This window comes from Pseudomonas sp. Z1-14 (genome assembly GCF_051132005.1).
Lineage (GTDB): Bacteria > Pseudomonadota > Gammaproteobacteria > Pseudomonadales > Pseudomonadaceae > Aquipseudomonas.
The window spans coordinates 5,006,205-5,025,617 of sequence record NZ_CP071646.1; the positions used below are offsets into that span (position 1 = coordinate 5,006,205).

Annotated in this window: 21 protein-coding genes and 1 pseudogene; 7 read left to right on the forward strand and 15 right to left on the reverse strand. The window is 60.6% G+C overall.

Annotated elements, in window-relative coordinates; genetic code table 11:
• Positions 1–4 precede the first annotated feature (4 nt).
• Entirely contained in the window at positions 5–1,024 is a 1,020-nt protein-coding gene (gene rlmF, locus J3P89_RS23115; RefSeq protein ID WP_434695757.1) for a 23S rRNA (adenine(1618)-N(6))-methyltransferase RlmF, read from the forward strand.
• A gap of 293 nt (positions 1,025–1,317) precedes the next feature.
• Here the strand turns inward: rlmF and J3P89_RS23120 are convergent, their stop codons facing one another.
• Positions 1,318–1,599 (reverse strand): HU family DNA-binding protein, encoded by a 282-nt coding sequence (locus J3P89_RS23120; protein WP_030139622.1) that lies wholly within the window; start codon positions 1,597–1,599, stop codon positions 1,318–1,320.
• 394 nt (positions 1,600–1,993) lie between these two features.
• On the opposite strand from J3P89_RS23120, the gene yejK reads away from it, so the two are divergent.
• Complete coding sequence (gene yejK, locus J3P89_RS23125) at positions 1,994–2,998, forward strand: nucleoid-associated protein YejK (RefSeq protein WP_420765369.1); 1,005 nt, start codon at positions 1,994–1,996, stop codon at positions 2,996–2,998.
• Positions 2,998–3,117, forward strand: a pseudogene (locus tag J3P89_RS23130) (glutaredoxin family protein); the annotation flags it as partial. The gene yejK and the pseudogene J3P89_RS23130, both read left to right, overlap by 1 nt.
• Before the next feature lie 147 nt (positions 3,118–3,264).
• Here the strand turns inward: J3P89_RS23130 and J3P89_RS23135 are convergent.
• From J3P89_RS23135 to J3P89_RS23155, 5 genes are all read right to left on the reverse strand, one after another.
• Positions 3,265–4,200, reverse strand: coding sequence for a glutathione S-transferase family protein (locus J3P89_RS23135; protein WP_434695758.1), 936 nt, complete (start codon positions 4,198–4,200; stop codon positions 3,265–3,267).
• Positions 4,201–4,279: 79 nt separating this feature from the next.
• Positions 4,280–4,603 carry a GIY-YIG nuclease family protein gene (locus J3P89_RS23140; protein ID WP_434695759.1) on the reverse strand — a complete coding sequence of 108 codons (324 nt, stop codon included), beginning with the start codon at positions 4,601–4,603 and terminating at the stop codon, positions 4,280–4,282.
• A 42-nt stretch (positions 4,604–4,645) separates the two neighbouring features.
• On the reverse strand, positions 4,646–5,116 hold the full coding sequence (locus J3P89_RS23145) for a nuclear transport factor 2 family protein (protein WP_434695760.1): 471 nt from the start codon (positions 5,114–5,116) through the stop codon (positions 4,646–4,648).
• 88 nt (positions 5,117–5,204) lie between these two features.
• Positions 5,205–6,533 carry a CynX/NimT family MFS transporter gene (locus J3P89_RS23150; protein WP_434695761.1) on the reverse strand — a complete coding sequence of 443 codons (1,329 nt, stop codon included), beginning with the start codon at positions 6,531–6,533 and terminating at the stop codon, positions 5,205–5,207.
• Entirely contained in the window at positions 6,523–7,182 is a 660-nt protein-coding gene (locus tag J3P89_RS23155) for a FadR/GntR family transcriptional regulator (protein ID WP_434695762.1), read from the reverse strand. Before J3P89_RS23155 ends, J3P89_RS23150 begins: the two co-directional genes overlap by 11 nt.
• A 166-nt stretch (positions 7,183–7,348) precedes the next feature.
• On the opposite strand from J3P89_RS23155, the gene J3P89_RS23160 reads away from it, so the two are divergent.
• Together J3P89_RS23160 and J3P89_RS23165 are read left to right on the forward strand one after the other, a co-directional pair.
• Positions 7,349–7,660, forward strand: coding sequence for a type II toxin-antitoxin system MqsR family toxin (locus tag J3P89_RS23160; protein ID WP_434625899.1), 312 nt, complete (start codon positions 7,349–7,351; stop codon positions 7,658–7,660).
• Positions 7,657–8,142 carry a type II toxin-antitoxin system MqsA family antitoxin gene (locus J3P89_RS23165; RefSeq protein WP_434695763.1) on the forward strand — a complete coding sequence of 162 codons (486 nt, stop codon included), beginning with the start codon at positions 7,657–7,659 and terminating at the stop codon, positions 8,140–8,142. The genes J3P89_RS23160 and J3P89_RS23165 overlap by 4 nt, the downstream gene beginning before the upstream one ends.
• A 57-nt stretch (positions 8,143–8,199) precedes the next feature.
• Here the strand turns inward: J3P89_RS23165 and J3P89_RS23170 are convergent, their stop codons facing one another.
• From J3P89_RS23170 to J3P89_RS23185, 4 genes are all read right to left on the reverse strand, one after another.
• Positions 8,200–8,964 carry an amino acid ABC transporter ATP-binding protein gene (locus J3P89_RS23170; RefSeq protein ID WP_003178331.1) on the reverse strand — a complete coding sequence of 255 codons (765 nt, stop codon included), beginning with the start codon at positions 8,962–8,964 and terminating at the stop codon, positions 8,200–8,202.
• Between the two features lie 10 nt (positions 8,965–8,974).
• Entirely contained in the window at positions 8,975–10,072 is a 1,098-nt protein-coding gene (locus tag J3P89_RS23175) for an amino acid ABC transporter permease (RefSeq protein WP_434695764.1), read from the reverse strand.
• A gap of 10 nt (positions 10,073–10,082) precedes the next feature.
• Positions 10,083–11,264 carry an amino acid ABC transporter permease gene (locus J3P89_RS23180; protein WP_434673593.1) on the reverse strand — a complete coding sequence of 394 codons (1,182 nt, stop codon included), beginning with the start codon at positions 11,262–11,264 and terminating at the stop codon, positions 10,083–10,085.
• 65 nt (positions 11,265–11,329) lie between these two features.
• Positions 11,330–12,361 carry an amino acid ABC transporter substrate-binding protein gene (locus J3P89_RS23185; RefSeq protein ID WP_186610954.1) on the reverse strand — a complete coding sequence of 344 codons (1,032 nt, stop codon included), beginning with the start codon at positions 12,359–12,361 and terminating at the stop codon, positions 11,330–11,332.
• A gap of 471 nt (positions 12,362–12,832) precedes the next feature.
• Between J3P89_RS23185 and J3P89_RS23190 the strand changes: the two genes are divergently transcribed.
• The gene (locus tag J3P89_RS23190) at positions 12,833–13,489 is read left to right on the forward strand and encodes an alpha/beta hydrolase (protein WP_434625906.1); all 657 of its coding nucleotides are present in this window, start codon (positions 12,833–12,835) and stop codon (positions 13,487–13,489) included.
• A gap of 98 nt (positions 13,490–13,587) precedes the next feature.
• Positions 13,588–15,063 (forward strand): ATP-dependent RNA helicase RhlB, encoded by a 1,476-nt coding sequence (gene rhlB / locus J3P89_RS23195; protein WP_434625908.1) that lies wholly within the window; start codon positions 13,588–13,590, stop codon positions 15,061–15,063.
• A gap of 82 nt (positions 15,064–15,145) precedes the next feature.
• Here the strand turns inward: rhlB and moaE are convergent, their stop codons facing one another.
• From moaE to J3P89_RS23220, 5 genes are all read right to left on the reverse strand, one after another.
• On the reverse strand, positions 15,146–15,598 hold the full coding sequence (gene moaE / locus J3P89_RS23200; protein WP_434695765.1) for a molybdopterin synthase catalytic subunit MoaE: 453 nt from the start codon (positions 15,596–15,598) through the stop codon (positions 15,146–15,148).
• Between the two features lie 3 nt (positions 15,599–15,601).
• Positions 15,602–15,844 carry a MoaD/ThiS family protein gene (locus tag J3P89_RS23205; protein ID WP_305496595.1) on the reverse strand — a complete coding sequence of 81 codons (243 nt, stop codon included), beginning with the start codon at positions 15,842–15,844 and terminating at the stop codon, positions 15,602–15,604.
• Positions 15,841–16,314, reverse strand: a complete 474-nt coding sequence (moaC, locus tag J3P89_RS23210; RefSeq protein ID WP_434695766.1) for a cyclic pyranopterin monophosphate synthase MoaC — start codon at positions 16,312–16,314, stop codon at positions 15,841–15,843. Before moaC ends, J3P89_RS23205 begins: the two co-directional genes overlap by 4 nt.
• Positions 16,315–16,462: 148 nt before the next feature.
• Positions 16,463–17,857: a PhoH family protein gene (locus J3P89_RS23215; protein WP_030139644.1), complete on the reverse strand. Its 1,395-nt coding sequence runs from the start codon at positions 17,855–17,857 to the stop codon at positions 16,463–16,465.
• A gap of 339 nt (positions 17,858–18,196) precedes the next feature.
• Positions 18,197–19,321 carry a polysaccharide deacetylase family protein gene (locus tag J3P89_RS23220; protein ID WP_434695767.1) on the reverse strand — a complete coding sequence of 375 codons (1,125 nt, stop codon included), beginning with the start codon at positions 19,319–19,321 and terminating at the stop codon, positions 18,197–18,199.
• Positions 19,322–19,413 lie beyond the last annotated feature (92 nt).

Sequence of the window (19,413 nt, forward strand, 5' to 3'; positions counted from 1 at the left end):
CGCCATGACCGCCCCTCGCCCTCCCCGCCCTCCCCGCCAGAAGCCCAAGCCCGTCGCCGAGGCCAAAGCGCCGCGGGAGAAGGTCAGCCTGCATCCGCGCAATCGCCATCAGGGCCACTATGACTTCCCGGCGCTGATCAAGAGCACACCGGAACTGGCGAAGTTCGTGATCATCAATCCCTACGGTAAGGAAAGCATCGACTTTGCCAGCCCCGAGGCAGTGCGAGTGTTCAACCGGGCGCTGCTCAAGTCCTTTTATGGCATCGCCTATTGGGACATTCCGGCTGACTACCTGTGCCCTCCCGTGCCGGGGCGCGCCGACTACGTGCATTTTCTCGCCGACCTGCTCGCCAGCCACAATGAAGGCGAAATCCCTCGCGGCGCGGCGGTCAAGGTGCTGGACGTTGGCACCGGCGCCAACTGCGTTTATCCGCTGATCGGCTACAGCGATTACCGCTGGCACTTCCTGGGCTCGGAAATCGACCCGACGGCAATCGCGTCGGCCAAGGCCATCGTCCAGTCCAACGGCCTGAACAAAGCCATCCAGCTGCGCCAGCAACCCAACCGCAAGCACATCCTGTCGGGGCTTCTGGAAAGTACCGAACGGTTCGACCTGACGATGTGCAACCCGCCGTTCCACGCCTCCCTGGAGGAAGCCACCAAGGGCAGCCAGCGAAAATGGCGGGCACTGGGCAAGGCGGATCCGAAGCGCAAGTTGCCGGTCTTGAATTTCGGCGGCCAGGCGGCGGAGCTGTGGTGCGAGGGTGGCGAGGCGCGCTTCGTCACGCAGTTGATCAGTGAGAGCGCCCAGATCGCCGGACAAGTGCTGTGGTTCAGCACGCTGGTATCGAAGGCGTCGAACCTGCCGGCAATTCAAGCCGCGCTGAAGAAGGCCGGAGCGCTGCACAGCCAGGTGGTGGAAATGTCCCAGGGGCAGAAGCAGAGTCGGTTCGTGGCCTGGACCTTTCAGGACCAGGCGCAGCAACAAGCCTGGCGCCAGGCGCGCTGGGCTCGCAAGGACTGAACCTCCCTCAACACAGCCTGATGCGGTTCACTTAAGGTATCGACATTCCCGTGGCGAGGGAGCTTGCTCCCGCTGGGCTGCGTAGCGGCCCCAAAACCTGCCGAATACGCAGCATCAAACACACCGTACCCGCCGGAATACGACTGCTTCGCAGCCGAGCGGGAGCAAGCTCCCTCGCCACAGGTACGTCGTTTTTCTTGAGTGAATAGCATTACTGACCACTGGCCACTTTTTCAAGACAACAAAAAACCGTGCCCGGATCGCTCCGCGGCACGGTTTTTCATAAAACGATCTTACTTGTTGACCGCGTCGGTCAGGCCTTTGGCCACAACCAGCTTGATCACTTTCTTGGCCGGGATTTCGATGGCTGCGCCAGTCGAAGGGTTGCGACCGGTACGGGCAGGACGCTCGGTGACTTTCAGCTTGCCAACACCTGGCAAGGTCAGTTCGCCGCCGTTTTCCAGCTGATCGGCAACCACTTGGCCCAGTTGGTCCAGCAGCGCACGCACGGTAGCTTTTGGTGCGTCTACAGATTCAGCCAAATCAGCGATCAGTTGGTCTTTAGTAAGAGCCATGTAGTGTTCCTTCCCTATCAAATTCATATGGATTGCAGAGTGCAGTGTCAGCCATCGAGCCGATCTATCTGATCAGCCGCCCTCGGTCATCACCACGACGGATCGGGGTAATAGATGCCGAAATCCGGGTTTGGTTCGACCTGACAAATGCTGAATGCACGCTTAACGCAGTGACTTCGCGTAAGACCGGGCAAAACTAGCACAACGCCTGTGAAATATCCGCCTCTACCTACCCATTTGGTCAGCTTTATTGCGCTAAATCGGTAAAAAAATGCTCACCGGGTGTCAGACCGGTCTGAAAGGGCCTTCACCACGTTCCAAAACCAGTGATTGCGGTACACTGGGCCCTTTTTCGGGGAGCGCGCCCTCCCCTCTTTCATCAGCCGAGAAATCCATGCCGATCCGTCATTGCATCGTCCACCTGATCGACAAAAAACCCGACGGCACGCCCGCTGTGCTCCATGCCCGCGACTCCGAACTGGCGGAGTCCACGGCCATCGAGAACATGCTCGCCGACCTCAACGAGAGCTACAACGCCAAGCAAGGCAAGGCCTGGGGCTTCTTCCATGCCGAATCCGGGGCGCATCCGTTCAGCGGCTGGCTGAAGGAATACCTCGACGGCGGCAAGGACTTCACTGCGTTCAGTCGCGTGGCGGTGGAACACCTGCAAAAGCTGATGGAAGAATCCAACCTGTCGGTGGGCGGCCACGTGCTGTTCGCTCATTACCAGCAAGGCATGACCGACTACCTGGCGATCGCCCTGCTGCACCACAGCGAAGGCGTAGCCGTGACTGACGAGCTGGACGTGACCCCGTCGCGCCACCTGGACCTGGGCCAGTTGCACCTGGCGGCGCGGATCAACGTGTCGGAATGGCAGAACAACAAACAGTCCAGGCAGTACATCTCGTTCATCAAGGGCAAGAACGGCAAGAAGGTTTCGGAGTACTTTCGCGACTTCATCGGTTGCCAGGAAGGCGTCGACGGCCCCGGCGAAACCCGCACCCTGCTCAAGGCTTTCAGCGACTTCGTCGAAAGCGAAGACCTGCCCGAAGACGACGCCCGGGAGAAAACCAAGACCCTGGTGGACTACGCCAGCAGCCAGGCCAAGCTCGGCGAGCCGATGGGCCTGGAAGAGCTCTCGGAGCTGATCGACGAAGAGCGCCCGAAAGCGTTCTACGATCACATCCGCAACAAGGACTACGGCCTGTCGCCGGAAATTCCGGCGGATAAACGCACCCTCAATCAGTTCCGCCGCTTCACCGGCCGCGCCGAAGGCTTGTCCATCAGCTTCGAAGCGCATCTGCTGGGCTCGAAGATCGAATACGACGAAGAGGCCGGCACGCTGATCATCAAGGGTCTACCGACCTCGCTGACCGATCAGCTCAAGCGGCGTAACTGATGCTCACTCGGGTACTGAAAAAGTGCCTGCTGGTTCTGCTGGTGGTGGTCGCGTACCAGAACTGGGGCAAGATCGAGCGGGTGTTCAATCCTAGCCGCGACATAAGTTCTACCAGCCAACAGTGATGTCGGCCCTGATGACCCCATCGCGAGCAGGCTCGCTCCCACAGTGATTGCGGCAAACACAAATCCTGGGCTCACCCCCGGCCAAATGTGGGAGCGAGCCTGCTCGCGAAAGCGGAAGCCCAGTCACCACCTCAGCAAAAATCAAACCGCCTCGATGCGAAACCCGAACCGCGGAAAGTGCACATGCACCACCCCGCCACGCTCGTCCTGACGACGCAGAATCAATTCTTCGCTACCGGCAAACAACAACTCCCCAACCACCGGATCGACACCGTAATCCGTCGCCGCGATGCTCACCCGCTGCCCCGCCACAAACCCGTTCGGCTCCTCGAATGACTCATCCGGCAACGCTGCCGGCGTCGCATTGCGAGCCACCTCCAGGGCCTCTTCGGAACTCATCTGGCTCGACGCACCGTGGCCGAAACCCAACACCCGCGCCAGCCACGCCGATACCGCAGGGTGAGCATCCACCAAAGGTGAAGTGACAGGCGTGCCCTTGAGGAACCACAGCGGATGCGCCATGGCAAAGTCGGCAATCGACGGATCGCCTAGCAGGAAGTCGCCGTCTTCACGCTGCAACTGCTGCTCCAGGCGCGCCATGATCACAGGCCATTGATGCTTGGCCTGCTCGGCGGACAGACGCGTGGCCGTGCCGCCACTGAACAGCCCGGCACGGTCGCTGATGAACGCCTTGATCGCCTCGGGCGGCAACTTGGCAAAACGCACCGCCACCGATTCCGGCTGGAACACCAGGCTTACCGCATGCTGAAACACCACCGAATCCGCCCATGCCGCAAAGGACGCAGCGATCATTTCCCGGCCCTCGGGAAACAGCGCCGGCGAGGCTTTCTCCTGCTCCAGCCGCCGGGCTATCAACGCCGTGTCGCAGTAGATGTCAGCGCCGATCTGCAACACCGGCGTCTTGCGGTAACCGCCGGTCAAGGCCGTCAGGTCCGGCTTGGGCATCATTGGCGGGATACCTACCGAACGCCAGGACAAGCCCTTGAAACCCAGCAACAGGCGGGCTTTCTCTGCGAATGGGGAAGTTGGGTAATGATGGAGGATCAGTTCAGACATGAGATTCGCCACTGCTGGGATGAAGTCTTGCAGCTTAGCGCGCCTGACCGGACCAGCCTACCGGCCTGATGAAGGCCTATCAGCCTGGCTGATGAAGCGACAGCGCACTGGCCACCAAGCATTCCTTGGCGCTTTTCTTGAGCTTTTTGATCAACCGCTCCTGCCGCAACGCCTCGCCCTTGTCACGGCAGGCCTCGGTATAGACCAGCGCGACCGCCGGGCTGGAGAGGAAAAAACGCGCGCCCTTGCCGCTCTGGTGCTTGGTGAAACGCCGCACCGGGTCATCGCTGATGCCGCAGTACAGCGAGCCGTTGGCGGCGCGCACCAGGTAGACGAACCAGGGCTTGGCCGGTTCGGGTGTGGCGGGGGCAGCGAGGCCGGGGGGTGATTCGACGGTGGTCACGGAAATATTCAACAGCCGCGATGGAAACAAGCCGCGATCTTATCAGCGACTGGCCTGGAACGCCCGCAGCCCCTTGAGCGCCTGGGCGCGGACGGCGTTGCGCACCAGCGGTGTCCAGCCCAACAGCAGGCCTTTGGTGCCCAAGGCCTGGCGCGACCAGCGCCACAGGTCGAAATGATCGTGGTGCTCGCAGATCTTGCCGTCACGAAACACGAAGCGCGCCTGGATGTCGTTGACCACTGTATTGCCGGTCTGGCTGAACAGATAAGTCGCCACCCAATGGGCGCCGCCGGAACGTTCGTCGCTGCGCACGTTATCGAACGTCAGGGAAAAATCCTTGGCCCGCGTGGTGAGCATGCGCCACATGTCGCCGGCATCGCGCCCACGCAGTTCGCCAAAGGCCGGATCACTGAACACCACGTCATCGGTGTAGCAGGCGCTCATGGCCTCGGCATCGAGGCGCTGGAATGCCTGGTAGAACCGGATGATCAGGGCTGTGTGGGCATCGCTCATGGACGGACTCCGGAAATCGTTTCAGTAAGGCCTGCACGATAATCTGCCGCCGCGAGGAACACTATCGTCATTCGCTATGAAAATGACATCAGCGAAGCTCGCCGACTCTTTCGCTGACGACACCGACATACAACGCTCGACCGGCGCCGAGGCCGGCGATGATCGCGCCCAGGCCAACCAGGCCAAAGATCCAGCCCAAGGCATTCCAGCCACCGGTCAAGTCATGTACCACGCCGACCGCGAACGGGCCCAGTGACGCCAACGTATACCCAAAGCCCTGGGCCATGCCGGAGAGGTTGGCGGCTACATGGGCGTCGCGCGAGCGCAGCACGATCAGCGTCAGAGCCAGGGCGAACGTCGCGCCCTGCCCCAGGCCCAACAGAATCGCCCAGCCCCACAACCCTTCGATGGGCGCGTAGAGGCAGCCGAACAGCCCGCCGAGCACCATCAACATGACGATCACGATGGCCAGGCGCTGGTCTTTGCCGCGCGTTGCCAGCCAGGGCGCCGCGAGGGAGCTGACCAGTTGCACGATTACCGAGCCGGACAGCACCAGCCCCGCCTGGGTCGGGGTCAGCCCGCGACCGATGAGGATCGACGGCAACCAGCCGAACACGATGTAGGCCAGGGACGATTGCAGCCCCATGTACAAGGTCACCTGCCAGGCCAGGGGATCACGCAGCAGCCCGCGGACACGATACGCCGCTTGATGCGCCCCGTGTTTCTGGCCCACTTGCGGCAGCCAGAACACGGCGGCCAGCAGGGCCGGCAGCATCCAGAAGCCCAAGCCCAGGGCCCAGTCATGGCCCAGGTGTTCGCTCAATGGCACCGTCGCGCCGGCCGCCATCGCCGCACCCAGGCACAGCGCCATGGTGTAGACACCGGTCATGGTGCCGGCCTGCCTGGCGAAGTCGCGCTTGACGATGCCCGGCAGCAACACGCCGATCACACCGATGCTGGCGCCAGCGAGGATGCTGCCCGCGAACAGGCCGAACTGGCCGAACGAGCTGCGCAGGATGATGCCGCCAGCCAGCGTGAGCAGGATCCCGAGCACCACTCGTTCAGCGCCGAAGCGCCGCGCCAGCACTGGCGCCAATGGCGCGAACAGGCCCAGGCAGAGCACTGGCAAGGTTGTCAGCAGACCGGCCTGGGCAGCCGACAGGCCAAGGCTTTTCGACACGTCGCTGAGCAGCGGTGCCATGCTCGACAAGGCCGGGCGCAGGTTCAACGCGACCAGGATCAGGCCTAGCAGCAGCAACCAGGGCCGGCGCACCAGCGACTGGCTCTGCTGGGCCTGCTCGTCGTCCGCCTCGGCGTCGATCAGCAATTCATCGAGTTCGGCGCCGCGTTTGTTCGGCGTTGCGGTAGTGCGGTCAAGCGGATCGCGGGACATGGAAAGCTCGGGTTCAGGGTTCATTGATCAACTGCCGGCAGAGGGTCTTGGCCCGCTCCGGATCCTGGCGTTCGACGGCTTCGAGGATTTCGATGTGCAGGTCGAACACGTGTTGATGGCGCGGAATGATATTGAGGCTCTGACGCAACTGAGCGCCGATCACGCTGGAGAAATAGCGATACAGCTCGCTCAGGGCCGGGTTGTGCGCGGCGTCCACGAGCAGGCGATGGAACACCAGGTCGCAGGCGATGTAGTGCTCCAGGTCGCCGTGATAATGCTCGCCGCTGGTTTTCAGCGCCTGGCGCAAGGCAAGCAGATCGTCCTCGGTGCGCCGTAGCGCCGCCAGGCCGATGGCCTCGACTTCAAGGATGTGCCGGGTTTCCCGGGCCTGCTCCAACGAGCAACGGGAGAGCGCCTTGAGCGTGTCCAGCGGGTCGACGACCGCACGCACGTAACTGCCGTCGCCCTGACGAATCTCGATCAATCCGGAAAACGCCAGTACGCGCATGGCTTCGCGCACCGTGTTTCGGCTGATGCCTAGCTCGGCGACCAATTCCGGCTCGGTAGGCAGGCGCTGGCCGACAGCCCACACGCCGTCGCTGATGCGTTGGCGCAGTTGCTCCAAGGCTTGATCGACCAGGGAGCGCTTTATTAGCGGGGACATTTCTGACATGGAATTCGCCTTTTCATCCAATCATGGGATGAATTTTCTGACATGTTAGTCAGCTTCGCGTAGGACGGCAACCGCCTACGTTTTATTGGAGGCAAAGAATCCGAATTTTCGATTAGTCAGATTTACCCTTTATGGGTAATCATTGAGACAAGGCAAACGGCTTCTTATGGAAAAGAGCACACCCCATTACGACCTGACAGTGGTCAAGGCCGAGGTTCACAGGTTGGGAAGCAAGGCGTTCACATTGAACGCCCGCGAAGGCGGACGAAGGATGATGTTGAGTCTCGCCCGGATGCTGCGGATCGTTCACCTGTTGGAATACAGGATGCTGCATAAATCGATGACCACGTATGCCGATCACCGAATCTGGCAAGACGTCTATCACACAACATTTCAGGATCGGGAGATTTACATCAAGGTGACTTACCGCCCCGGCGGTGGGCATCCGGTGGTCTCCTTCAAGGAGAAAAACCAATGAAAACCCAGCAATGTGTCAGCTGCGGCAGCATCGACGCGATGCATCATTTCAAAGGCCGTAGCTTTACGGTCGACTACAGGCAGGTGACTCGGCAAGTACACGATATTGCCGGATGGGAATGCCGGATCTGCGGTGAAATCGAATTCGATCACGACACTGACAGCGCCGAGCGTTATTCCAAGGCCAGCGACCAGTTGCTGGAAGATTACTCGCTGGCGACAGGTGCGGAAATCAAACGCATTCGCCGCAAACTGCACCTCACGCAAAAAGACGCAGTGAAACTGCTATCCGGAGGCGGGCATAACGCTTTTTCCCGTTATGAACGTGGCGAAGTTGCCCCGGCTCAATCGCTATTCGTGCTGATGCGCCTGCTTGATCGCCATCCGCACCTGATGGCTGAAGTCCATTCGCTGAATGACGAAGCCCATTTTCAGCAACTGTTGTCGAGCCGCCATCCGGAACATGACACGGCGGATCTCTGACCCGAGAAAAAACAAACCCGGACAAGTCCGGGTCTATTTTCACTACCTGAGATCGGATCAGTGCAAGATCTGGCTCAGGAACAACTTCGTACGGTCATTCTGCGGGTTGTCGAAGAAGTCATTCGGCGCAGCCTGTTCAACGATTTCGCCTTTGTCCATGAAGATCACGCGGTTGGCCACGGTGCGGGCGAAGCCCATCTCGTGGGTCACGCACAGCATGGTCATGCCGTCTTCGGCCAGGCCGATCATGGTGTCCAGAACCTCTTTCACCATTTCCGGGTCGAGGGCCGAGGTCGGTTCGTCGAACAGCATGATTTTCGGTTTCATGCACAGGGCACGGGCAATCGCCACGCGCTGCTGCTGACCGCCAGAGAGCTGGCCCGGGTACTTGTGCGCCTGTTCCGGAATGCGTACGCGCTCCAGATAATGCATGGCGATTTCCTCGGCCTTGCGCTTGGGCATCTTGCGCACCCACATCGGCGCCAGGGTGCAGTTCTGCAGGATGGTCAGGTGCGGGAACAGGTTGAAGTGCTGGAACACCATGCCGACTTCGCGGCGGATCGCTTCGATCTGCTTGAGGTCGTTGGTCAGTTCCACGCCGTCGACCACGATGCGGCCCTGCTGGTGTTCTTCCAGGCGATTGAGGCAGCGGATGGTGGTGGACTTGCCAGAACCCGACGGGCCGCACAGCACGATACGCTCGCCCTGCTTGACGTTCAGGTTGATGTCTTTCAACACGTGGAACTGGCCGTACCACTTGTTCACGCCCTGCATCTGAATAATGCCTTCAGGGCTCACAGGCTGTTTGATCGCTTCACTCATGAGTCAACTCCTAACGCTTGTGGCCAGTGTCCAGCTTGCGTTCCAAATGCATGGAATAGCGGGACATACCAAAACAGAAAATCCAGAACACCAGGGCGGCGAATACATAGCCTTCGGTGGCCATGCCCAGCCATTTCGGGTCGGCGGCAGCTTGTTTCACGCTGTTGAGCAAGTCGAACAGGCCAATGATGATCACCAGGCTCGTGTCCTTGAACAATGCGATGAAGGTGTTGACGATCCCCGGGATCACCATCTTCAGGGCCTGCGGAAGAATCACCAGGCCCATGCTGCGCCAATAGCCCAGGCCCATCGCCGCGGCCGCTTCGTATTGCCCCTTCGGAATCGCTTGCAGACCGCCACGCACCACTTCGGCCACGTAGGCCGACTGGAACAGGATCACGCCGATCAGCGCCCGCAGCAGCTTGTCGAAGTTCATGCCCTCAGGCAGGAACAACGGCAGCATCACCGAGGACATGAACAGCACCGTGATCAACGGCACGCCGCGCCAGAACTCGATGAAGGTCACGCAGACCACGCGAATCGCCGGCATGTTCGAGCGCCGGCCCAGGGCCAGGACGATGCCCAGCGGCAGAGCACCGACGATACCGACGGTGGCGATCACCAACGTCAGCATCAGGCCACCCCACTGGCTGGTCGCCACGGTATCCAGACCGAAAACGCCACCGTGCAGAAGGCACCAGGCAATGATCGGGTACAGCACCAGGAAGCAGAGGCCGTAGATCGCCTTGCGCGGGAAGCGCGAGATGAACAGCGGCGCCACGCCAAGCACTGCCGCCCACACCGTCAGGTCTACGCGCCAGCGCAGGCCTGTCGGGTAATAGCCGTACATGAACTGGCCGAAACGCTGTTGGATGAACACCCAGCAGGCGCCTTCCTTGGTGCAGTCGGCCTGGGTGGTGCCGACCCAGTTGGCATCGAGGATAGCCCAACCGAGGATCGGTGGGACTATCAGGTAGATCAGGTAGAACGCGAACAACGTCAGCAGCGTGTTGAGCCAGCTGGAGAACATGTTTGCGCGCATCCATGCCACCGGCCCGAACACTTTGCTCGGTGGCGGCATATCAGGTTTGAAAGTATGGGATGTCATGCGCTTTTCCTCACCGCTCGATCAGCGCAATGCGCTTGTTGTACCAGTTCATCAGCAAGGAAATGCTGATACTGATCGCCAGGTACACGCTCATGGTGATCGCGATCACCTCGATGGCCTGACCGGTCTGGTTCAACACCGTGCCAGCAAACAGCGAAACCATTTCCGGATAACCGATACCGGCCGCCAGCGAAGAGTTCTTCGCCAGGTTCAAGTATTGGCTGGTCAGCGGCGGGATGATCACGCGCAGGGCTTGCGGGATGATCACCTTGCGCAGGGTCGGACCGTTGCGCAGGCCCAGCGAGTGAGCCGCCTCGGTCTGGCCATGGCTGACCGACTTGATGCCAGAACGCACGATCTCGGCGATGAACGCCGCGGTGTACACTGTCAGCGCCAGGGTCAAGGCCAGCAGTTCCGGGATGAGAACCCAGCCACCGACGAAGTTGAAACCCTTGAGCTGCGGCATTTCCCAATGCACGGGCGCGCCGAAGATCAGTGCGCACAACGCCGGGATCACCAGGAACAGCGCCAGGCCCACCCAGAATTTATGGAACGGCTCGCCCGTTGCTTCGAAACGCTTGTTGGCCCAGCGGGTCATCAGCACGATGGCGACGATCGCCAGCGCGACACTGGCCACGAACGGCCAGAACCCTTCCGCCACCAGCGCCGCCGGCATGTTCAGGCCACGGCTGCTGACGAAGAAGGTGTCGCCGAAGTTGTGGGCAGCCCGTGGTCCCGGCATCGTCAGGAATACCGCGAAGTACCAGAACAGGATCTGCAACAGCGGTGGGATGTTACGAAAGACCTCCACGTAGACGGTCGCCAGCTTGGAGATTATCCAGTTCTTCGACAAGCGTGCGACGCCGATGATGAACCCCAGGATGGTCGCCAGAATCACGCCAATGAAGGTCACCAGGAGGGTGTTGAGCAAACCGATTACAAAGACGCGGGCATAACTGTCCGCTTCGGTGTAGTCGATCAGGTGTTGGGCGATGCCGAAACCGGCACTGCGCTCCAGAAAGCCGAAACCGGACGTGATGCCCCGGTGTTCCAGGTTGGTCTGTGTGTTATCGAACAGAAACCAGCCCAGCGAAATAACCGCCACGATGGTGACGATCTGAAATACCCACGCACGCACTCGTGGATCGCTGAGGCTGAGCCTCTGCTTAGGTGCGCCGATTGAATTTTGCATGAAGTGCCCCGCAAAGAATGGAACAGAACATCACCCGGTGGTTGGCCCACCGGGTGATAGAACCATCAGCGCACTGGTGGTGCGTATTGGATGCCGCCTGCGTTCCACAGAGCGTTCAGACCGCGATCGATCTGCAGCGGGGTGTCCTTGCCGAGGTTGCGCTCGAACATTTCACCGTAGTTGCCGACTTGCTTGACGATCTGCACAACCCAGTCTTTCGGCAGCTTCAGGTCTTTACCGTATTCACCGTCAGCGCCCAGCATACGAGCGACGTCCGGGTTCTTGGTGGACTTGGCTTCAGCTTCGACGTTCTTCGAGGTCACGCCTGCTTCTTCGGCATTGAGCATGGCGAAGCCAGTCCAACGCACGATGGCCAGCCACTCGTCGTCGCCGTTACGCACGACCGGGCCCAGTGGCTCCTTGGAGATGGTTTCCGGCAGGACCACGTAGTCCTTCGGCGAAGCCAGCTTGCTGCGCTGGGCGAACAGTTGGGACTTGTCGGAGGTCAGCACGTCGCAACGACCGGATTCCAGCGACTTGGCGCTTTCATCGGAGGTGTCGAAAGTGATCGGGGTGTACTTCAGGCCGTTGGCGCGGAAGTAGTCGGACACGTTCAGCTCGGTGGTGGTACCGGCCTGGATGCAGATGGTTGCACCGTCCAGTTCCTTGGCGCTCTTGACGCCCAATTTGCTGTTGGCCAGGAAGCCGATGCCGTCGTAGTAGGTAATGAAGCCCGGGAATTTCAAGCCCATGCCCGCATCACGGGAGCTGGTCATGGTGGAGTTGCGCGACAGCACGTCGATTTCGCCGGATTGCAGCGCGGTGAAGCGCTCCTTGGCGTTCAACTGGCTGAACTTGACCTTGGTCGCATCGCCAAACACCGCAGCGGCCACGGCACGGCAGAAGTCAGCGTCGATACCCACGATCTTGCCGGTGGAATCAGGCACCGAGAAACCCGGCAGGCCATCACTTACACCACATTGCACAAAACCTTTCTTCTGCACGGCATCCAGGGTTGCACCCGCCTGAGCGAACCCGCTGACACCGAGGACTGCTGCTGCAGTCACGACTGCCAGGGTGGATTTCAGTAACTTCATTCAAACCTCCAGTTTTGCTCTTGTTGTGTCGGAGCTGGGACCCTGTCGCACCCTTTTGAGGCATTGCCGACCCTTGTTGGCTTTTTTTAGGGTCAACCGACGTCTGGGCCTTCGCTATGAGTCTAGTAATGAGAGCGGCTATAAACGGCGCCTTACTCACTTCTCACCAATCGGCCGAACGGGCTGTAGCCCTTCACGTTCGCGAAGCCCGTAGCGGCTATTGGCGAACATCCATCACCGGATTTCTGATATCCCATGCGTCGCGTCGAGCTGATAGTGTTACCGCGCTGCGTAAGAATCATCATTCGGCTAAACCAATAGCAAAGCCCGTACCACACCGCTGCGCTTGTCCGTTACTGGCGACGTCAAGACAAAAACTTGTAGCATTGCGACATCTAATTAACTGAGGCACCAGGCGCGCACCGCAATCAGGCACTGATTGAGCGCACCCGCACATTTTTGGAGCACACCATGACCGACCCCTTGATTCTCGAGCCCTCCAGCACCGCCGATGCGTGCGTTATCTGGCTCCACGGCCTGGGCGCCGATCGCTACGACTTCATGCCGGTCGCCGAAATGCTGCAGCAAAGCCTGCTGACTACGCGCTTCGTATTGCCCCAGGCGCCGACGCAACCGGTGACCATCAATGGTGGCTACGCCATGCCCAGCTGGTATGACATTCGGGCCTTGAGCCCGGCGCGGGCGATCGACGAACAACAACTGGACGCCTCGGCGCAACGGGTCATCGACCTGATGGAAACCCAGCGAGCCAGCGGAATAGACGCCTCGCGGATTTTCCTGGCAGGGTTTTCCCAAGGCGGAGCAGTGGTTTATCACACGGCATTCGTCAAGTGGCAGGGACCGCTGGGGGGCGTGATTGCGCTGTCCACTTATGCGCCAACTTTCGGCGAAGAACTGCAGCTGTCAGCCAGCCAGCAACGCGTTCCGGTACTGGCGCTGCACGGACAGTACGACGAAGTGGTACTCAACCCGATGGGCCGGACCGCCAAAGAGTATCTGAAGCAGCATGGTGTCACCGTGACATGGCAAGAATACCCAATGGGCCACGAAGTGTTACCCGAGGAGATTCGCGACATCGGTACCTGGCTGGCGGAACGCTTGCGCTAAGAGGCAGATAGCCACGCCAGCGCTTTGATGATCACACTACGCCGCGCCCGTTTCTTGCATTACACTGGCCGGCGTACATTCCTTAACCAACCGATGAGATGACCGTGCTCAAAGCACTCAAGAAGATGTTCGGTAAAAGCGAGGCCGAGCAACTCGCGCCTGAAGCCAGCGCCCCCGTCCACGGCGCGAGCCGCACCGATGCGCACCAACCACGTCGGACCGCCCCCGTTGCGGACGCAAAACTATCGCCGTCGACCGCATCCGTTGCGCAACCTGTGGCGGCATCCGAGCCGGAAAAACCACGCAGCGAAGCCCCCAAGCCACGTCGCGAGCGCGCACCCAAACCGCCGGTCGTTGCCTGGAAGCTCGAAGACTTCGTCGTAGAACCTCAGGAAGGCAAGACCCGCTTCCACGATTTCAAGCTCGCCCCCGAGCTGATGCATGCCATCCAGGACCTGGGCTTCCCGTACTGCACGCCGATCCAGGCGCAAGTGCTGGGCTATACCCTCGCCGGCAAGGACGCTATCGGTCGTGCCCAGACCGGCACCGGCAAGACCGCCGCGTTCCTGATTTCGATCATCACCCAGTTGCTCCAGACCCCGCCCCCCAAGGAACGCTACATGGGCGAGCCGCGGGCGCTGATCATCGCGCCAACCCGTGAGCTGGTGGTGCAGATCGCCAAGGATGCCGCCGACCTGACCAAGTACACCGGCCTGAACGTGATGACGTTCGTCGGCGGCATGGATTTCGACAAGCAGCTCAAGCACCTCGAGGCCCGCCACTGCGACATCCTCGTGGCGACGCCGGGCCGCCTGCTGGACTTCAACCAGCGCGGCGACGTGCACCTGGACATGGTCGAAGTGATGGTGCTCGACGAGGCCGACCGAATGCTCGACATGGGCTTCATACCCCAGGTACGCCAGATCATTCGCCAGACCCCGCCGAAAAACGAACGCCAGACATTGCTGTTTTCCGCCACCTTCACCGAAGACGTGATGAACCTGGCCAAGCAATGGACCACCGATCCTGCAATCGTCGAGATCGAAGCCGAAAACGTCGCCAGCGAAAATGTCGAACAGCACATCTACGCGGTCGCCGGTGCCGACAAGTACAAACTGCTCTACAACCTGGTCAACGACAACGGTTGGGAGCGGGTGATGGTCTTCGCCAACCGCAAGGACGAAGTGCGCCGCATTGAAGAACGCCTGGTGCGCGATGGCGTCAACGCCGCGCAACTGTCGGGCGACGTGCCGCAGCACAAGCGCATCAAGACACTCGAAGGTTTCCGTGAAGGCAAGATCCGCGTGCTGGTCGCCACCGACGTGGCCGGTCGCGGCATTCACATCGACGGCATCAGCCACGTGATCAACTTCACCCTGCCGGAAGTGCCGGACGACTACGTGCACCGTATTGGCCGCACCGGTCGTGCCGGGGCCGCCGGGGTTTCGATCAGCTTCGCCGGCGAGGATGATTCCTACCAGTTACCCTCGATCGAGGCACTGCTGGGCCGCAAGATCAGTTGCGAGATGCCGCCGACTCATCTGTTGCGGCCGGTCGAGCGCAAGCGACCTTAACCGTCTTCACAGTACCGAAAGCGCAGCCCAACCAGGCTGCGCTTTTTTTCGTCTTGGATACCCTGGTAGTTCAACAGGTTGCCTACCGCTTCCAGCGATCCGCCGCCACATGATCACTGTCCCGCCCCTCGACCCAACGCGGGCCCTCGGCGGTATTTTCCTTTTTCCAGAACGGTGCGCGGGTCTTCAGGTAGTCCATGACAAAGGCGCAGGCGTCAAATGCCGCCTGGCGATGGGCGCTGGCGGCGCCGACAAAAACGATCGGCTCACCCGGTTCCAGGGCGCCGATGCGGTGCAATACCTCAAGCTTGAGCAGCGGCCAGCGCTGCTCGGCTTCGGTGGCGATCTTGCCCAGGGCTTTTTCGGTCATGCCCGGATAATGCTCGAGGAACATCCCGGACACATCGAGGCCGTCATTGAAGTCGCGCACGTAGCCGACAAAACTCACCACGGCGCCGACGCCGACATTTGCTGCCTGCATCGCATTGACCTCGGCCCCTGGGTCGAACGGCTCGGCCTGCACCCGAATCGCCATGGCTCAGCCTCCGGTCACGGTGGGAAAGAAGGCCACTTCGTCGCCGTCCGCCAGCGGTTCATCGAGCTGGCACAGGTCTTCGTTGCGGGCGCACATCAGGTTCTGCTCTCGCAGCACTTCGGCTCCGTCACGCTGAGCGAGCAATGCGCGTACATCGTCAACCGTGGCGAAAACGCCCTCCACTTTCAGCGAATCCACGCCGAGCGCTTCGCGATAACGGGCAAAGAACTTCACGGTGATGTTCATGGCGCATCCGCCTGGAAGCGGCCGCTCTTGCCGCCGAGTTTTTCCAGCACACGCACGCCCTCGATGGTCATGCCCCGGTCTACGGCCTTGCACATGTCGTAGAGGGTGAGCGCGGCGACGCTGGCGGCGGTGAGCGCCTCCATCTCGACACCGGTCTGTCCCGACAGCTTGCAGCGGGCCACGATGCGCACGCGATCCTCGCCTTCGGCGGTCAGTTCGACCTTGACGCTGGTGAGCATGAGCGGATGGCAGAGCGGGATCAGGTCGCTGGTTTTTTTTGCCGCCTGGATACCGGCAATGCGCGCGACGGCGAACACATCCCCCTTGGGATGGCCGCCGCTGACGATCATTTGCAGAGTATCGGGCAGCATGCGCACAAAGGCTTCGGCGGTGGCTTCGCGGAACGTCACGGCCTTGTCGGTCACGTCGACCATGTTGGCGCGACCTTGGGAATCGAGATGGGTCAGCACAGGGTAACTCCTGATCAGGAGCGTCGATTGTAAACCTGTGAGTCAAATTCCGGCAGGGTTGATTGTCGTACCCACAATTGGCTCCCACAGGGTCATGTGGTGCATGGAAGAACCGGGCGACCTTGATGGCCGCCCGGTTCGGCTGGGGTTACAGATGAGATTCGGCGTATTCGGCCAGGATCGAGCGCGGTACGCCCTGCAGGGTGATGTGGACGCCGTTGGGGAAGTCCTTGAAGCGTTCGGTCAGGTAGGTCAGCCCGGAGCTGGTCGCGGACAGGTAAGGGGTGTCGATCTGCGCCAGGTTACCCAGGCACACCACTTTGGAACCGGCGCCGGCACGGGTAATGATGGTTTTCATCTGGTGCGGGGTCAGGTTCTGGCATTCGTCGATCAGGATCAGGCTCTGCTGGAAGCTGCGGCCTCGGATGTAGTTGAGGGATTTGAACTGCAACGGCACTTTGCTGAGGATGTAGTCGACGCTGCCATGGGTGCTCTCGTCATCCATGTGCAAGGCTTCGAGGTTGTCGGTAATTGCACCCAGCCACGGCTCCATTTTTTCCGCTTCGGTACCGGGCAGGAAGCCGATTTCCTGGTCCAGGCCCTGCACGCTGCGAGTGGCGATGATGCGCCGGTAGCGCTTGCTGACCATGGTCTGTTCGATGGCGGCGGCGAGGGCCAGGATGGTCTTGCCGGAACCAGCGGCGCCGGACAGGTTGACCAGGTGGATGTCCGGGTCGAGCAAGGCGAACAGCGCCAGGCTCTGGTAGATGTCGCGAGGCTTGAGGCCCCACGCCTCCTGATGCAGCAGGGGTTCCTGGTGCAGGTCGAGGATCAGCAGCTTGTCGACCTGGATTTCCTTGATCCAGCCGACGAATCCTTGTTCATCGATAATGAATTCGTTGATGTGCACCGCCGGCAGGTTGTCGATCAGTTGCACCTGGTGCCAGGTGCGCCCATGGTCCTGGCGGGTCTCGACCTTGCTGACGCGGTCCCAGAAGGAGCCGGTCATGGTGTGGTAGCCGTTAGGCAACAGCGATACGTCGTCGACCAGTTGGTCGGTGCTGTAGTCCTCCGCCGCGATCCCGCAGGCGCGGGCCTTGAGGCGCATGTTGATGTCTTTGGTCACCAGCACCACGGCTTGATCCTTGTTGCGCGCGTGCAGGTCGATCAGCTGGTTGATGATGATGTTGTCGTTCAGGTGTTCAGGCAGCACCAGGTTGGGTTCGGTGCGCTTGCTCATCAGGATCGAGAGCAGGCCCTTGGGGCCGCTCTTGCCGCGCTGGATCGGCACCCCCAGTTCAACGTCTTCTGGAGAGGCATCGCCCAGGGTCTTGTCGATCAGGCGGATCGCCTGGCGACATTCGGCCGCTACGCTGTGATGGCCACTCTTGAGCTTGTCCAGCTCTTCAAGGACGGTCATCGGCAGGGCAACATGGTGTTCTTCGAAATTCAGCAGCGCGTTTGGATCGTGGATCAATACGTTGGTATCGAGTACATACAGGATTGGCTGGTTGGAGGAAGGGCTACGTCCGTGGTCATCCATACTCGGTCACCTTTGTGGGGGCCATTCGACGCAATACCGTGACAGTGCTGCGCCTCGAGGTAGCCACCGAATTCACCCGCGAGGATTTCGGGTGAACTGCACACAATCTGGGTCTTGGAAGACGCCACCTGTGTTGCAGGTTTCGGCGGTCTGACTTCTTGATACTCCAAAAACGATGACAGGAAAAAGCACTTTGACGCTTTTTTGAAGTTTATTTTTCAGAGTGACGAATAACCCTTGGCGTAGTGCCCCGGCGCCGTTAAAGTCGGAAGTCCGGTCGCCCTGAATGCGCGCCCCGATTCCCGCCCCGCCCAATGTTTACGGGACTTTTGCCTATTTTCAGCGAAACGCGTCCTGACACTCTTGCCAGCCGATCCCGCTTTGCGCCGTTTGCGTAACGAGCCAGGGCAGCGCCGTTTTCACCGCGTCCTGCTTGGCATTGAAGTTGATGACCCCGTGGCGCCACAACAGCATCAAGGTCAGCGCGCGCTGGGCGCTCTGCTCGGGCTTGAGGCGGTTGATGCTGTCCAGGGGATCGATATCCCATAGCGCCACTTGCAGGCCCTGGTTCCTGAAAAATGCCTGGGCATCGCCTCGACGCTGGCCCTGTGGCGGACGGAACAAGGGCACGTAATTCTCCGGCAGCCGGCCCTTGACCAGGTCAACGCTGCGCCGTACCGAATCCTGCCAGTCCTGCCAATGGCTGTGGGAGCGGAACTCCCATCCCTGCACCCCGACGCATTGCCCAGCAAACAGAGTCTGGAGATCATTTGCCGAGCCGTCTGTCAGGCGCGCCTGAATGTCCTTGCCCAGCACAAAAAAAGTGCCGTTCATGTTCGACTTGCGCAGATACTCGGTCAGCCATGGCGTGTGGTCCGGCGCGACGTTGGCAGCGCTGTCGAAGGTCAGCAAAAACAGCCGGTCATTCATCTGCTCGCCGTTGCGCTCGTAATCGCCGAAACGCTCGACTTCGCTGCTGACCTGGGGAAACAGAGCAGCCTTGCGCAGCAGCTCGTCGCGGTACTGCGTATGAAAGATCCGGCTCGGCTCGGCCCACTTGATGTAATAGGAATTGTCGTCGAGCCGGAACCGGCCCGCCTCCTCGCGCAGGGTCGCCATGTCCTCGACCAGGTAGCAGAAGGAGGCATCCAGCGTGCAACTGCGCTGGGCGAAGTTGTAGCTCGAAAGCAGGCGCTGCCACAGCCGTGCACGCAAGGCGTTTACCGCGACCATATTGACCGAACGCAGCCCCAGGTATTGCTTGAGGGCTATTTCGTCCATGGCATCGGCATCCAGCAATACCCGGGCGAACATCAGGACCTCGGCCCGCGAAGCCACATCGAACAGCGTCGGGCTGGTGAGCTGTTCAGGCCAGGTGCTGCGGTCCAGGGTAGCGACGTCGTTGGGCGCAGCGAAAGCGCCGAGGCTCAACAACCAAGCCGACAGTAAAAGGACGATACGCAAAAGGGATGCTCCATAACGAAACCCGCGCGGGATGATAGCTGATCTGGTGCGGCACTGGCCTGTGACCGCATCTTCTTGGCGAACCTGCTTTT